Origin of the sequence: Leifsonia shinshuensis (assembly GCF_031456835.1) — a bacterium.
Lineage (GTDB): Bacteria > Actinomycetota > Actinomycetes > Actinomycetales > Microbacteriaceae > Leifsonia > Leifsonia shinshuensis_C.
In genome coordinates, this window is record NZ_JAVDVK010000001.1 from 103682 (window position 1) to 118699 (window position 15018).

14 protein-coding genes are annotated in these 15018 nt (G+C 71.5%); 9 read left to right on the top strand and 5 right to left on the bottom strand.

Translation table 11 applies throughout. The features are described 5' to 3' along the window. Window positions 1–60 precede the first annotated feature (60 nt). Complete coding sequence (locus J2W45_RS00560; protein ID WP_310128096.1) at window positions 61–354, bottom strand: hypothetical protein; 294 nt, start codon at window positions 352–354, stop codon at window positions 61–63. A gap of 105 nt (window positions 355–459) precedes the next feature. On the opposite strand from J2W45_RS00560, the gene J2W45_RS00565 reads away from it, so the two are divergent. The 3 genes from J2W45_RS00565 to J2W45_RS00575 all read left to right on the top strand — a co-directional run bounded on the left by J2W45_RS00565 (window position 460) and on the right by J2W45_RS00575 (window position 2755). Beyond that, window positions 460–960: a MarR family winged helix-turn-helix transcriptional regulator gene (locus J2W45_RS00565; RefSeq protein ID WP_310128097.1), complete on the top strand. Its 501-nt coding sequence runs from the start codon at window positions 460–462 to the stop codon at window positions 958–960. Then, window positions 957–1643 (top strand): NADPH-dependent F420 reductase, encoded by a 687-nt coding sequence (locus tag J2W45_RS00570; protein ID WP_310128099.1) that lies wholly within the window; start codon window positions 957–959, stop codon window positions 1641–1643. The genes J2W45_RS00565 and J2W45_RS00570 overlap by 4 nt, the downstream gene beginning before the upstream one ends. A 65-nt stretch (window positions 1644–1708) precedes the next feature. Further along, complete coding sequence (locus J2W45_RS00575; protein WP_310128100.1) at window positions 1709–2755, top strand: LLM class flavin-dependent oxidoreductase; 1047 nt, start codon at window positions 1709–1711, stop codon at window positions 2753–2755. A 108-nt stretch (window positions 2756–2863) separates the two neighbouring features. On the opposite strand, the gene treS is transcribed toward J2W45_RS00575, so the two are convergent. Beyond that, window positions 2864–5164, bottom strand: a complete 2301-nt coding sequence (treS, locus tag J2W45_RS00580) for a maltose alpha-D-glucosyltransferase (protein ID WP_396427045.1) — start codon at window positions 5162–5164, stop codon at window positions 2864–2866. Between the two features lie 55 nt (window positions 5165–5219). Further along, window positions 5220–5645, bottom strand: coding sequence for a hypothetical protein (locus J2W45_RS00585; protein ID WP_310128102.1), 426 nt, complete (start codon window positions 5643–5645; stop codon window positions 5220–5222). A 115-nt stretch (window positions 5646–5760) separates the two neighbouring features. Here J2W45_RS00585 and J2W45_RS00590 point away from each other — a divergent pair, with 115 nt between their 5' ends. The 6 genes from J2W45_RS00590 (at window position 5761) to J2W45_RS00615 (ending at window position 12699) form a co-directional block, all read left to right on the top strand. Further along, on the top strand, window positions 5761–6114 hold the full coding sequence (locus J2W45_RS00590) for an ArsR/SmtB family transcription factor (RefSeq protein WP_310128103.1): 354 nt from the start codon (window positions 5761–5763) through the stop codon (window positions 6112–6114). Continuing rightward, window positions 6114–7019: an SRPBCC family protein gene (locus J2W45_RS00595; protein ID WP_310128104.1), complete on the top strand. Its 906-nt coding sequence runs from the start codon at window positions 6114–6116 to the stop codon at window positions 7017–7019. The genes J2W45_RS00590 and J2W45_RS00595 overlap by 1 nt, the downstream gene beginning before the upstream one ends. 32 nt (window positions 7020–7051) lie before the next feature. Then, the gene (locus tag J2W45_RS00600; protein WP_310128105.1) at window positions 7052–8227 is read left to right on the top strand and encodes an alcohol dehydrogenase catalytic domain-containing protein; all 1176 of its coding nucleotides are present in this window, start codon (window positions 7052–7054) and stop codon (window positions 8225–8227) included. 124 nt (window positions 8228–8351) lie between these two features. After that, complete coding sequence (gene nhaA, locus J2W45_RS00605) at window positions 8352–10244, top strand: Na+/H+ antiporter NhaA (RefSeq protein WP_310128106.1); 1893 nt, start codon at window positions 8352–8354, stop codon at window positions 10242–10244. Window positions 10245–10881: 637 nt separating this feature from the next. Continuing rightward, complete coding sequence (locus J2W45_RS00610; protein WP_310128107.1) at window positions 10882–11475, top strand: YdeI/OmpD-associated family protein; 594 nt, start codon at window positions 10882–10884, stop codon at window positions 11473–11475. Window positions 11476–11649: 174 nt separating this feature from the next. Continuing rightward, entirely contained in the window at window positions 11650–12699 is a 1050-nt protein-coding gene (locus J2W45_RS00615) for a cupin domain-containing protein (protein WP_310128108.1), read from the top strand. Between the two features lie 68 nt (window positions 12700–12767). On the opposite strand, the gene J2W45_RS00620 is transcribed toward J2W45_RS00615, so the two are convergent. Further along, a complete protein-coding gene (locus J2W45_RS00620) occupies window positions 12768–14243 on the bottom strand; it encodes an MFS transporter (RefSeq protein ID WP_310128110.1) in 1476 nt (491 codons plus the stop codon). Between the two features lie 63 nt (window positions 14244–14306). After that, on the bottom strand, window positions 14307–14963 hold the full coding sequence (locus tag J2W45_RS00625) for a TetR/AcrR family transcriptional regulator (protein ID WP_310128112.1): 657 nt from the start codon (window positions 14961–14963) through the stop codon (window positions 14307–14309). Window positions 14964–15018 lie beyond the last annotated feature (55 nt).

Here is a 15018-nt window from a genome sequence, read left to right on the forward strand (position 1 = left end):
GGCGGCGAAAACCGCGAATTGGCACAAATCGTGGGGCGTACCGGCGCGCGGGGGCGGCGGTCAGCGCGGGGTGTACTCGTAGACGACGGCCGACCAGTGGCCCTCGAGCTCGTCCCATGACTCGGGGCCGTGGAAGGCGAGCGCGTACTGGAGGTTGAGGATCGGGCCGAGGATGTCGAGCACGTCGGGGAGGAACGGCGTCCCGGGCGGGAAGCCGAGCCCGAAGCTGTGGATGATGCTGTCGTCGGCCGCCCGCAGCCAGATCCCCCAGCCCTGCGAGACCGGCATCGCGACCACCCGGAAGACGGTGGCGGGGTCGTAGTCGGCGGGGAGGGCGTCCGGCAGCTCGGTCATGCAGCAACGGTACAAGGCGCGCGCGCCCGCAGGAACAAATCGGCGGGCGGAGCGGTTGATTGACGTGTCAGCTAAACGAGTGACACCAATCAGGACGAGGACCACATGACTCCCACCGAGAACGCCGAGCGACTGACCGACCACGAACTGGTCGTGTGGCGGTCGCTGCTCGACACGACCGGCGATCTGCGCCGCCTGCTCTCGTCCGAGCTCCAGAAGGTGGACCTCTCACCCGGCGACTACGCGGTGCTGCTGGCCCTGACCGAGGCGGAGGGCCGCACCCTGCGGTCGTCCGAGCTGGCCGACGCCATCGACTGGGAGCGCAGCCGGGTCTCGCACCACCTCGGGCGCATGGAGAAGCGCGGCCTCATCCGGCGGACCGAGTGTCCCGGCGACAACCGCGGCGCGTTGGTCGTCCTCACCGAGGGCGGCCTCGACGCGATCCGCCGTGCCAGCGGTCCGCACCTGCGGACCGTGAAGCGGCTCTTCGCCGACGCGCTCAGCCCCGATCAGCTCGACGCCCTCGCCGGCGCGCTCGACAGCATCCGCACCCACCTCGACCGCACCGCGGCCGACCAGCAGACTTCAGAAGGAAACCGCCCATGACCACCGCCCCCGGGCGACCCCGCGTCGCGATCCTCGGCGTCGGACACGTCGGCTCGACGCTCGCACGCATCCTGCTCGACGCCGGCTACGAGGTCGCCGTCGCGGCCTCCGGCGACCCTCAGCGCATCCGGCTCATCGCCTCGGTCGTCATGCCGGGCGCACGCCCGGAGTGGGCGGTGGATGCCGTGGCCGGCGCCGACATCGTGATCCTCGCCATCCCGCTGCACCGCTTCGCCGGTCTCGACCGCGGGATGCTGGCGGGCAAGGTCGTCATCGACTCGATGAACTACTGGGCGCCGACCGACGGTGTGCAGCCGCTGTTCGAGGACACCGACCTCACCAGCAGCGAGATCGTGCAGCGCGAGCTTCCGCACTCCACCGTCGTCAAGACGTTCAACCACATCGGCTACCACGAGATGGAGGAGGACAGGCGGCTACCGGGCGATCCGGACCGCCGCGCCCTCGGCGTGGCTTCCGACGATCCGGAGGCGGCCGCGCTCGTGGCGACCGTGATCGAGGACGCGGGCTACGACACCGTCCTCGTCGAGGGCCTGCGCGACGGCGTCGCCTTCGAGCCGGGCGGTCCCGTCTTCGGCGCACGCCTCGACGCGGACGCCTTCCGCGCGGCCGTCGCGGGCGAGAGCGCCGCGGCAGCCGCGGCCTCCGCCGAGATCGCCGCCTGACCGGCGGCGATCGCACCCCACCCGCCCCCAACGCACCCAGCACGTCCACACCCGAAAGCACACAAATGAACATCGCATCCCCGAGCTTCCCGCTCACCTTCGGCCTGAACACCTTCGGCGACGTCACCAGCGACGCCGACGGCCGGCCCGTCTCGCACGCCCAGACCATTCGCGACCTGGTCGGTCACGGGGTCACCGCCGAGCAGGCGGGGCTCGACTTCTTCGGCATCGGCGAGCACCACGTCGACGACATGCCGCTCTCCGCGGCCGACATCGTGCTCAGCGCCGTCGCCGCGCGCACCGAGCGCATCCACGTGGGATCCGCCGTCACCGTGCTGAGCTCCGACGACCCCGTGCGCGTCTTCCAGCGCTACTCCACCCTGAACGCCGTGTCGGACGGCCGGGCCGAGGTCATCCTCGGCCGCGGCTCGAGCATCGACTCGTTCCCGCTGTTCGGCTTCGACCTCTCCGACTACGAGCAGCTGTTCGAGGAGAAGACGAACCTGTTCGCCCACCTCCGCGAGGGCGGACCGGTCACCTGGGAGGGCACCACCCGCAGCGGTCTGCGCGACCAGGATGTGGTGCCGCACCTCGAGTCGCCGCTCCCGACCTGGATCGGCGTCGGAGGGAGCCCGGAGTCCGTCATCCGCACCGCGCACTACGGCTTCTCGCTCATGCTCGCCGTCATCGGCGGTCCCGCAGCGCGGTTCGCGCCGTACAGCGAGCTGTTCCAGAAGGCGCTGGAGCAGTTCGGGCGGGAGCCGCAGCAGATCGGCCTGCACTCGCCCGGGCACGTGGCCGCCACCGACGAGCAGGCGCGCGAGGAGTTCTGGCCGCACTACCGCGACATGATCGCCAAGGTGAGCGCGACCCGCGGCTTCGCCATCCCGACCGAGGCGTCGTTCCGCCGCGAGCTCGGCCCCGACGGCAGCCTCTACGTGGGCTCGCCGGAGACCGTCGCCGCGAAGATCGCCGCCAACCTGCGGGTCGTCGGCGCCAACCGTTTCGACCTCAAGTACGGCATCCCCGGGATGACCGACGAGTCGCTCCTCACGACCATCCGCCTCTACGGCGAGCAGGTCGTCCCCCGCGTCCGCGACCTCCTCGCCTAACCCGCCCCGCCCCGCTCAGCCCCCGCCGTCGAGTACACGAATAGTGCACGCGACACGCCGCCGGAGCGTGCACTATTCGTGTACTCGACGGTGGGGCGGGAGCGCGGGTCAGGACTCGGCGGCGGGCGGGCGCTGCAGCACCAGGAAGCGGGCGCCGTAGGCGGGCACGCTCACGGGGAAGCTGGCCAGGTCGTCCACCGTGCCCACCTCGCTGCCGTCCGCCGCGTCCGTCACGGTCGCGCGGTGCGGCAGCGCCTCCGAGCGCACCGTGCCGTCGACCGCAGTGTCCGTCATGTTGAGCACGGTCAGCTGCACGATCGGCAGGCCCTGCTCGTCGAGCGTCTCGAGCTCGTGCACCATGACGAGCATCCCGGGGTGGGCGACGTCGGGCACGTCCACCTGGCGGGCCGACGCGATGCCCCAGCGGTTCCGGATGCGCAGCAGCTGCCGGAGGCCGCTCGCGAACGAGGTGCGCCGCTTCAGCTGCTCCGGCAGCGGGCCGTAGAGGGCGCGGGCGCGCGGCATCCCGGACGCCGAGCGCTCCGCCTCTGGCGCGACGCCGAGGAGGTCGTGCGCCCCGCGTTCCACCCAGCGGGTGTCTCCCTCGGCGATCAGGTCCGCGACCTGCTCGCGGGGGAGGGTCAGCGCCCCCAGCAGGTCCCATCCGGACAGCGCGAACACCCCGGGCTGCCAGGCGTTGAACGCGGCCAGCAGCAGGTGCGCGTCGCGGATGGCCGGGATGTCGGCCTCCGTGATCGAGTCCAGCGTCGCGTGCCCCTGCGTCGCGGCGATGAGGGATGCGGACGTGCAGGCGATTCCGTTCGTCGTGAACACGAGGTTGTAGTCCGCGGTCGGCGCCGTGATCGCCTCGGTGAGGTCGGCGCGGATGCGCTGGGCCAGCTCGCCGCCGGTGATCTCCTCGCCGCGGAACGTGTAGACGTCGTTCTGGTGCAGGGTCGCCCAGTGGACCAGCTCGTAGGTGAGCTCGTCGTGGTTCTGCATCCCGTGCACCAGGCTCACCGGCTCGACGCCCAGCTCGAGGGAGGTGCGCAGCGTCAGCCGCAGGAACTCGGTGTCCCCGGTCGCGAGCGCATGGTGGTAGGCGGGGCGGTTGATGAAGTCGTAGGACAGGTCCGCGCCGACGGCGCCGGTGTCGCGGATGTCCTCGACGGTCAGGTTGAGCTCCTGGAAGGTGAAGCCGCCGACCTTGCGCACCATGCCGGCGATGATGTGGTTCGCCGCGTGCGAGAGGGGGTGGCCCTCCGACCAGGCGGGCATCCCCTCGGCGCTCTTCTCGACGCCCAGGAAGCCGTTCGCGTCCAGTCGCAGGGCGCTCGTCCCCAGGTCGCCCAGCGAGTGCAGGGCGTCGCCGATGACGAGCCGCATGCCCGAGAACGTCGGGTCGAGCCAGTTGACCGACGGCTGCCCCTCCTTGAAGTAGTGGAGGTACACCCAGCGCCGCGTGATGCCGTCGACGCCGATGACGGGGGCGGTCGCGCTCCAGTTGGTCTCCTTCACGCCGGGCGCGAAGAAGATGACCCGCTGCAGCTCGCCGATGATGTAGCCGCGCTCGGCCAGCGCCGCCTCGGTCGACTCGTCGAGGTTCACCGAGTCGCGGCCGTCGGGGACGTCGGGCAGCAGGTGCCACTCGTCCGGCGGGATCTCGACCATGTGGTAGATGCCGGGGTAGTCCTTGTACGCCATCTCGGCGAGGCGGAAGTCCGCGCCCTTGCCGGTGTGACCCGGCACGATGTCGTCGATGACGCTGCCGCCGTGCTCCTCCGCGACGTCGGTCAGCCGGCGGAACGTCTCCTCGTCGCCGAACGCCGGGTCGATCTGGGTGCCGATCCGGTCGAAGTGGCCGTCGACGCTGGGGGTCTCCTGCCAGCCGCGGATGCCGCCGGCCCGCTTGACCGGGCCGGTGTGGACGCCGTTGATGCCGATCCGCTCGAACGCCGTCCAGAGCTCCGGGTCGGCGAGCGCGGTGAGGAAGGACTCGCCGGGCCGCGTGATCAGCGAGATCGGGTACGCCGTGAACCAGACGTCCGACGTCGACACCGCGCGCCGCGCATCCGGCCGGGCGTAGGGGTTGCGCCACATGCTGGGCGAGCCGGAGAGCTGCCGGCTGAGCACGTCCGCATCCTTGAGCATGGATTGGCGCACCAGCCACTCGACGTAGGCCGGGTTCTGCCCGTTGGCGGCCCGCGGGTCGGAGAACGTGCGGCGGATGCTCCCGCCGCGCAGGTTGGCGCGCGGGCGCAGGCGCCGGGGACGGGCCGGGTACAGCTGCTCGTCGTAGGTGATCTCCTCCGGCGGCGCCTCCACCTCCTCGGTTCCGGCGGCGGGCGCGGCCTCCGTGTCCACGATCGTCGGGTCCTGCTCGGTCACCTCGGGTGCCTCGTCGTTCACGCGCTCTCCTTCCGTGACTGCCAACCTAGCCCTGTGCTGCGACGACCCGCGCGGGTCACTCGCTGAGACGTTCGATGAGCTGGCCCTTGGTCAGCTTGGAGACGTTCAGCAGCCCTCGGGTGCGCGCGACATCGCGCAGCGCCTGAACGGTCAGCTGGTCCAGCTCCGGGTCGTGGGGCGCGCTCGTGGTCACCGATCCGGCGTACTCGACGGTCTTTTCGACGCTCTCGTCGCGGACGGTGGGGAGCGGCGGCGTGAGGTCGATCGGAGGGGCGCCGCCGTCCTCCGCGGCGCTCGCCGAGCGTTCGCTGCGGCCCACGACTTCCGCGAGCTCCTTCTCGAGTTCTTTGGCGTGCTTCTTGGCCTTCTTCGCCTTCTTGGCGTCCAATTTCACGGCCGCCTCGCGCGCCTCGGCGACGGCCTCCTCGGCACGTTCGAACGCCTTCTGCGCGGCCTTCTCGAGCTTCTTCTGCTTCGCCATGCTCTCTCCGTTCCCCGGCTGTCGTCGGCCCCGCCATGAACGGTGCCACGGGGTTGGCGGCAGGGCAAGGCGCGTGACTCTTTCGAGTATCAGCAAACGCTGATATCATCCACACATGAACTCGTTCTCGGTGCTCGCCGACCCGGTCCGGCGGCGGATGGTGGAACTGCTGGCCGAAGAGGAGGCTCCGGCCGGGCGCGTCGGCGCGGTGATCATGCGGGAGTTCGGCATCGGGCAGCCCGCGGTGTCGAATCAGCTGCGCGTGCTGCGCGACGCCGACGTCGTCACGGCCGAACGGCAGGGGTCCCAGCGGATCTACCGGCTGGTTCCCGGAGCTCTCGACGACCTCACCGGCTGGGTCGACCGGTACACCCGGATGTGGTCGCAGCGGCTGGATGCGCTGGAGACCGAGCTGGTGAGGGACCGCTCGCAGCGGAATCCCGGCGCACGACGGCCGGAGGCCCGCTGATGGACCCGCGAACGGTCCGGGCGCTGATCGGCACGCCCCGGCATCCCGAGCTGGTGCTCCGGAGGGAGTACCGGGCGACGTCCGGCGAGCTGCGAGACGCCTGCACCTCTCTTCCGCGCCTGGCCCGCTGGTTCGGGTCGGTGGAGGGCGCGCCCTCCGGCGCCGGCGCAGAGTTCCGCGTCGACCTCGGCGGTGACGGCACGGCGACCGGGCGCATCCGGCGCTGCGACGACGACGGTCTCGAGGTGTCGTGGGTCGCAGGCGAGGAACCCGAGAGCATCCTCTCCGCCGAGTGGAGGGACACGGGCGCCGGGCGCGCCGAGCTGACGCTGCGCCATCGGCTCGCGTCGGAGGAGCGGGTCGCGCCGTCCGGCCGGGGCTGGGACGACGCCCTCGCGGCGCTCGACCGGTCGCTGACCGGCGGCGAGGCGGTCGCAGAGGGCGCCGGCGCCTGGCGCCTCATCGGCGCCCGCCCGCTCGAGGTCACGAGAACGGTGGATGCCGAGCCCGAGCGGGTCTGGGCGGCCATCGCCTCCGCCGAGGGCCTCCGGACCTGGTGGTGGCGGCACTGGAGCGACGTGACGATCGAGGCGGACGTGCGCGTCGGCGGCCGCTACCGGATCGAAGCGCCGGGTGCGGAGATCGCCGTGGAGGGTCGCTACCTCGTGGTCGAGCCGCCGCAGCGCCTCGCCTTCGGCTGGCGCTGGATCGACGCCGACGGCTCGAGCGTCGACGAGGCGGTGGACATCACGCTCAGCGCGGCCGGGCGCGGCACCCTGGTGACCGTGCGGCACACCGGGCCGTGGGAGGACGACGCACCGGCGGAGTCGTATCGGCAGGGCTGGGACTTCACCCTCGGCGAGCTGGCGGCCGTCCTCGCCGGAGCCCGCGCGCGCAACCCGTAGCAGTCCGCCGTGGTGGGGCGTATGAACGCAGCATGAGAGCACTCACCTGGCAAGCAACCAAGAAGGTCGCCGTCGTGGACGTCCCCGACCCCGTCATCCAGGAGCCGACCGACGCGATCGTGCGCATCACGTCCAGCGCCATCTGCGGCAGCGACCTCCACCTCTACGACGTGCTGGGGCCGTTCCTCGCGAAGGGGGACGTGCTCGGTCACGAACCGATGGGGATCGTGGAGGAGGTCGGCCCGGAGGTCCGGAACGTCCGCGTCGGCGACCGGGTCGTCATCCCGTTCGTCATCGCCTGCGGCACCTGCTTCATGTGCCGCCGCGGCCTGACGACGCAGTGCGAGACCACGCAGAACTACGACCACGGCACCGGCGCCACCCTGTACGGCTACACCGAGCTGTACGGCTCGGTCCCCGGCGGCCAGGCGGAGCGGCTCCGCGTTCCGCTCGCGGACTTCAACGCCTACCGCGTCGGGTCGGAGCTGCCCGACGACCGCTACCTGTTCCTCAGCGACATCCTCCCGACGGCGTGGCAGGGCGTGCAGTACGCGCAGCTTCCGGAGCACGGCGTCCTCGGCGTGATCGGCCTCGGGCCTGTCGGCCAGTTCGTCAGCCGGATCGGCGTGCACCTCGGCCACCGCGTCGTCGCCGTCGACCCCGTGCCGGAGCGCCGTGCGATGGCCGAGCGCCACGGGGTGGACACCTTCGACCTCAGTGACGACGTCGCCGACTGGTTCCGCGAGGCCACCGACGGGCGTGGCCCGGACGGCATCGTGGACGCCGTCGGCATGGAGGCGCACGGCAACCCGGGGACGGCGGCGGTGCAGTCCGCGGTCGGACTGCTGCCGGACCCGGTGGCGCAGAAGCTGATGACGACGGTCGGGGTGGACCGGATGGCGGCCATGACGCTCGCCTTCGACGCCGTCCGCCGCGGCGGGACGGTCTCCCTGAGCGGCGTGTACGCCGGCGTCGCCGATCCGGTGCCGTTCATGAACCTGTTCGACAAGCAGGTGACGCTGCGGATGGGGCAGTGCAACGTCCACGCCTGGCGGGACGAGCTGCTCCCGCTCGTGGAGGACTCGTCCGACCCGCTCGGGACCGAGGACCTGGTCACGCACCGGGTGCCGCTGGAGGAGGCGGCGCGGATGTACGACATCTTCCGCGACAAGGAGGACGGCTGCATCAAGGTGGTCCTCACGCCCTGAGCGCGCCGCTGGCGACGGCGGGCACCGGCGGCCGCCTGTCGGGCACCGGCGGGGCGCCGGTCGGGCGCCGGTCAGGCGCCGGGCGGGCGTGACCACGGGCGCGGCACTCGCTAGAGTCGCTCCCGTGACCATCCCGCTCACCGTCATCCAGCGTTCGCCCGACCCGGAGTCGCCGGGCGAGTCCCGTGACCGCCGGCCGACCATCGCCGAGCGGTTCCGCATGATGGGCCGCAGCCGCCTCGGCGCGCTGCTGCTCGTCGCCGCGACGCTCGTCGCGATCGTCTGGGCGAACATCTCCTTCGCCGGCTACGAGGACTTCTGGGAGACGCACCTCACCGTCGGCGTGGGCGATCTCACCCTCGACTTCACCCTCCACTCGCTCGTCAACGACGCCCTCATGGCGATCTTCTTCTTCACCGTGGGGCTGGAGGTGCGGCGCGAGTTCGCGATCGGCGAGCTGACCAGCTGGTCGCGCGCCGTCGTACCCGTCGTCGCCGCCGTCTTCGGCCTGGCCGTCCCCGCCGTGATCTTCGTGCTGTTCACGGCCGGGACGGGCATGCAGCACGCCTGGGGCGTCGTCATCTCGACCGACACGGCGTTCCTGGTCGGGGCGCTGGCCCTGGTCGGGCCGCACGCGACCGGTCGCCTCCGCGTGTTCCTGCTCGCGCTGGCCGTGGTCGACGACATCGGCGCACTCAGCATCATCGCGCTCGTCTACACCGAGCATTTCAACCCGATCCCGCTCATCGTCGCGGCCGTCGGGCTCGTGGGCGTCTACTTCACGCGCTACCTGCGGGGCGGTCGCGGACCGGTGTACGCGACGCTCGCGATCATCGTCTGGCTAGCGTTCCTGGCCTCCGGCGTGCATCCCACCCTCGCCGGCGTCGCCATCGCACTGCTCGTGCCCGTGTACCGGCCGAACCGGCGGGATGTGGAGCACGCGCTCGACCTCGCCCGCACGTTCCGGCAGTCCCCCAACACGGAGTACGCCCGCGCCGCCGCCAACAGCCTGCGCGAGTCGATCTCGATCAACGAGCGCCTGCAGTCCGCCTGGGGACCGTACGTCGCCTACGTGGTGCTCCCGCTCTTCGCGCTGGCGAACGCCGGCGTCCGGCTGAGCGGCGACATCCTGATGGGCGCCCTCGTCTCTCCGATCGCGTGGGGCGTGCTCGTGGGGCTGGTCGTCGGCAAGTTCATCGGCGTGTTCGGGTCGGCGGCGCTGCTGCGCGTACTGCGGATCGGCGAGTTCGGCCCGGGCCTCACGCTCGACCGGCTCGCCGGGGGAGCGGCGCTGTGCGGCATCGGCTTCACCATCTCGCTGTTCATCGTCGACCTCGCCATCCCCGACGAGGCCGCGCAGAACGCGGCGCGCGTCGGCGTTCTGGCCGCCACGCTGGTCGCGTTCGGTGTGGCCACGGTCGTCTTCCGCATCTCCGACGCCCACCGTCCGAAGGACGAGGCCGGCTTGACGCTCGTCCGCCCGGTCGACCCGGCCCGCGACCACGTCTTCGGCTCGCCGGACGCGCCCTACGAGATCGTCGAGTACGGCGACTTCCAGTGCGGTTTCTGCCTGAAGGCGACGGGCTCGGTGTTCGAGGTGCAGCGGGAACTGGGCGACCGGCTGCGCTACGTCTGGAGGCACGCCCCGCTGACCCGGTTCCACCCGAACGCGCTCGCCGCGGCGGAGGCGTCGGAGGCGGCGGCGAAGCAGGGGATGTTCTTCGAGTTCGAACGCGCCCTCTTCGCCGACCAGGAGCACCAGCTGCCGTCCGACATCCTGCGCCGAGCGGAGGAGCTGGGTCTCGACCTGGACCGCTTCGAGGCGGACCTCAGCTCGCCGGAGGTCGCCGCCCGCGTCCGCGACGACATGCTGGACGCGGAGGCGATGGACATCACGGCCGTCCCCACGTTCTTCATCAACGGACGCCGCCACGTCGGCCCCTACGACGCCCAGTCGCTGATCCGCGCGCTGCAGGCGCCCGCCGAGGGCGGCGCGCCCGCGCCGACGCCCGCGTAGCCGGCGCGGGCGCCGGCTGGGCCGGCGCGGGGCTGCTTCCGTCGGAGATCCGCGACCGTCCGTCGGAGATGCAGCCGCTTCCGGCGCGGATCTTCCGGCTCAGAGCCTTGCGTCGGAGATTCCGGACCCGTTTTCCGACGATCGTCGTCGGCGTCGCGCTGAGTGCCTGCGTCGGGCACTGGTGACCGATCGTCGGAGATCCGTGACCGTCCGTCGGAGATCCAGCCGCTTCCGGCGCGGATCTCCCTCCGCAGAGCCCTGTGTCGGAGATTCCGGACCCGTTCTCCGACGATCGGTGCCTGCGTCGGGCACTGGTGACCAATCGTTGGAGATCTGTGACCGTCCGTCGGAGATCTAGCCGCTTTCGGCGCGGATCTCCCTCCGCAGAGCCTTGCGTCGGAGATTCCGGACCTGTTCTCCGACGATGGTCGTCGGCGTCGCGGTGGGTGCCTGCGTCGGGCAGTGATGACCGATCGTCGGAGATCCGTCACCGTCCGTCGGAGATGCAGCCCCTTCCCGCCCGGATCTCCCGCGACAGAGCCCTGTGTCGGAGATTCCGGACCCGTTCTCCGACGATCGTGCAACCGCGCATCCCGCCCCCGCATCCACCGTCGGCGGTCGCCCCTACGATCGGGTCATGGCCGACGACACCCGTCCCGATCCCGAACCGCTGGTCGTCGCCGACCAGGCGGCCTGGCGTGCGTGGCTCGATGAGCACGAGTCGACGTCGGACGGCGTCTGGCTGATCCTCGCCAAGAAGGGGACGACCGACCCGACGAGCCTGAGCTACGACCAGGCGGTCGTGGAGGCCCTCTGCAGCGGATGGATCGACGGCCAGCGCCGGTCGCGGGACGAGGCGACCTTCGTGCAGCGGTACACCCCGAGGCGCAAGACGTCGCTGTGGTCGCAGCGCAACATCGGCCTAGTCGAGGCGCTGATCGCCGAGGGGCGGATGCGGCCGGCCGGCCACGCCGAGATCGAGCGCGCCCAGGCCGACGGGCGGTGGGAGCGCGCCTACGCGGGTTCCGCCTCCGCCGAGACGCCCGAGGATCTGGCCGCAGCCCTCGCCGCATCCCCGGCGGCGGCAGCGACCTTCGAGCGCCTGAACGCCCAGAACCGGTACGCCGTGCTGCACCGCATCATCACCGCCCCGAGCGCCACCAGCCGCGGCAACCGTCTGGCGAAGCTGGTCGCGATGCTCGAGCGCGGCGAGACGCCCTACCCGCAGTAAGCCACCCGGCAGTAAGCCACCCGCAGTGAGCCACCCGCAGTAAGCCGGTGAGGCAGCAGTCCCGCAGCACGGCAACAGTCCAGCATCGCCGCTCGAAGCCCCCAGGACAAGCGTTGATCGCGCACGCCGGGCGGCCCTAGCGTTGCGTGCGTCAGCGCTCACCGAAGGGAAGACATGACCTCCAGCTCGCCGCACGTCGCCTCACTGATCGATTCGCCGGACACCTTCCAGAACGATGGCGGGCGCATCTCGCAGCTCACCCGTGACGACTTCCCGATCCTGAGGAGGATGTCGCTGAAGCGCATCGTGCTGGAACCGGGAGCAGTGCGCGAGCCGCAGTGGAACGTGAACGCCAACCAGATCGCCTACGTCGTGCGCGGCACCGTCCTCGTCTCCATGCTGGCCACCGCGGACGAGTTCGCGAGCTTCGTCGTGCAGGCCGGGCAGATGTATCACGTCGCCTCCGGGGCGATCTACCACATCGAGAACGTCGGCGAGGAGACCGCCGAGGTCATCGCCTCGTTGCGCAGCGCGCGCCCGGCGCACTTCTCGCTGCAGAACAGCGTGAACGCGATGACGGATGCGGTGCTCGGCAACACCTACGACCTTCCGGCGTCCGCGTTCCGGCCGTTCGACCGGCACGACGCCCAGCAGATCGTCCGGCGGGAGGGGCCGGCGCGCATCCCGGACACCGCCGGGCTCCCGAACGCGCACCTCTTCGATGTCGCCGGGCAGATCCCGCCGCTGTCCTACGCCTACGGCAGCGCCCGGCTGGCCCGTAAGCAGTTCTGGGCGGCGCTCGACGACCTCTCGATGTACTCGCTCGAGATCGGCGGCACCGGCATGCGTGAGCCGCACTGGCATCCCGTCACGGCGGAGCTCGGCTACGTGCAGAGCGGACACGCCCGGATGACGGTCCTCGATCCCGACGGCACCATCGACACGTACGAGCTCGAACCGGGGGATGCCTACTTCATCCCGCGCGCATATCCGCACCACATCGAGTCCCTCGGCGAGGAGGGCATCCACTTCCTGATCTTCTTCGACCAGCCGACGCCCGGTGACATCGGCTATCGGGCGACCGCCTCGGCGTTCTCCCGCGAGGTGCTGTCGGCGTCCTTCGGGGTGCCGGAGGCGCAGTTGCCCCGGTTCCCCTTCACGCCCGTCGACCCGCTCATCGTCGGTCGTTCGAATCCGGTCGACCCGGTGGAGCAGGCGGACTAGCCGGACCGCCCGGAAGCACATCCCGCCCGGACCGCCCGGACGCACATTCCGCCCGCGCCGTCCGCCCGTCACACCCCGCGCTTGCCCGCCCTCCGCCGCTCGCGCAGGTCGACCAGCCCGACGACCAGCGCCACTGCGAGCAGTGCCAGCGTGACGAGGTACCCGGAGCGCACGGCGGCGTGGTACTCGGAGACGGGATGCGAGCCCCCGCCCGGCACCGTGGCGAAGAACACCGCCGTGACGAGCGCCACGCCGACCGCCGTCCCGATGCGCTGGCCCAGCTGGGCGATGGAGCCCGCGGCGCTTCCCTCCTCGGGCGGGATCTCGGAGAGCGTGAGCGTCTGGTTGGGCGAGATCACGAGCCCGCCCCCGAGGCCGCCGATGAGCGTCGAGCCGGCCATGAACCAGACGGCGGACGGCGGAGGGGCCAGCGTCGCGGACGCGAGCAGCGCGGCGATCCCCACGATGACCACGACCAGTCCCGTCACGACCAGGCCGCGGCCGAAGCGCTGCACCAGGCGGCCGCCCACGAAGGCGGAGAGCGCGGCGCCGAGGGCGAACGGAACGCTGACGAGGCCTGCGGTGAGCGGCTGCGCGTGCAGTCCCTCCTGCAGGAAGAGCGTGGTGACGAGGAAGCTCGCCGGGAGCCCGGCGAAGTACACCGCCGCGATCAGGATGCCGTTGCGGTACGACGCCGTCCGGAACAGCTCGAGGTGCACGATCGGCGAGAGTCCGCGGCGGCGGTAGGCCCGCTCCCAGAGCAGGAAGGCGCCGCCCGCGACGACGAACGCGATGAGCCAGAGCCAGCGCAGCGGGTCGTCCGTCGACGAGCCCGTCGTCATCAGGAACGGCAGCATCAGCCCCAGGATCGCCACGGCGAGGAGCGCGAGGCCGACCGGGTCGAGCTGCGTGCCCTCGCGGCTCCGCTCCTGGTCGCGCGGCAGGTACCGGAGTGCGAAGAACAGCGCCACGGCGCCGCACGGGACGTTGAACCAGAACAGCAGTCGCCATCCCTCGGTCGCTCCGCCGAGAGCGATCAGGGAGCCGGCGAGTGTCGGCCCGATCGCCGTCGCGATGCCGACCATCGCCCCGAACACGCCGAACGCGCGGCCGCGCTCCTCTCCTCGGTAGAGCTGCTGGATCATCCCGAGCACCTGCGGCATCTGCACGCCGGCCGCCGCGCCCTGCACGAAGCGCGTCACCGTCAGCCAGACGATGCCCGGCGCGAGCGCGCAGAGGGCGCTGGCCGCGCTGAAGCCGATCAGCCCGATCACGAACATCGCCCGGCGCGACCGCGTGTCGCCCAGCCGTCCGGAGGGGATGAGCGTGAGGCCGAAGGCGAGCGCGTAGCCGGCGACGATCAGCTGCAGCTGGGTCGAGTCGGCGTGCAGCGACCGTTGGATGGACGGCAGCGCGACGTTGACGCCGGAGAGATCGAGGATCGTGAGCGCCCCCACCGCGATGCACACCGCGAAGGCGGGGCCGCGTCCGGGGTGGGCGGCGGTGCTGGTGGTCGAGGTGGAGCCGGGGGAGAGGTCGGTCACGCCGACACCGTACGCCGCGAGTGGTGCGCTGCCAGCCCGCGACGGGGCCGCCTCACGACGCAGTCAGGCGCTCTCCAGCGCCCCGACCAGGTACGCGCTGAGGATGCGGCGCAGCCGCGGCTCGAGGTCGATGAGCGCGTGCCCGAGCCGCGGGTCCGACCGGTACAGCGCGGCGATCTCGGGCGGCGGCGTGGAGATCTGCCAGAACGTGCCGGCGAGCGAGGTCGCCGCGGCCACGAGGTCTCGCGCCGCGGATTCCGGCAGCGCGGGGAGAGCGGACCGGACCGCCTCCGCGATGCGGGCGAGGCTCTCGCCGCTGGTCAGCTTGTAGGCGCGCACCGCCTCGACCGAGACGTTCCGCTCCAGGTTGAGCGGGGCCTGCGCCAGCAGGTCGCAGAACGGCCCGCGCTCGGCGAGCGTCGTCGAGAAGGCCGCTGCGACCTCCGCGGGGGTGGATGCGGCGGCAAGCCGTTCGATCAGCGCGGGCGTCCACTCGCCCCAGGCCTCGGCGGTCAGGCGCAGGAAGATTTCCTCGCGGGTCTCGAAGTAGCGCAGCATGGCCGACTTGTGCATCCCCACCGCGTCGGCGATCTCGGTCAGCGTGACCGTGCGGATGCCGCGCTCGGCCGCTAGCGCGCGCGCCGCGTCCAGGATGGCCTGCTCGCGGACCGCCTTTGCCTCTCGGCTGCGGGCGCGCTGGAACGTCTCGGACGAAGTCATGCGACCACCATATCGCAACGCGGTTGCATTAGGTAAAGAAACGGTGTTTCACTAA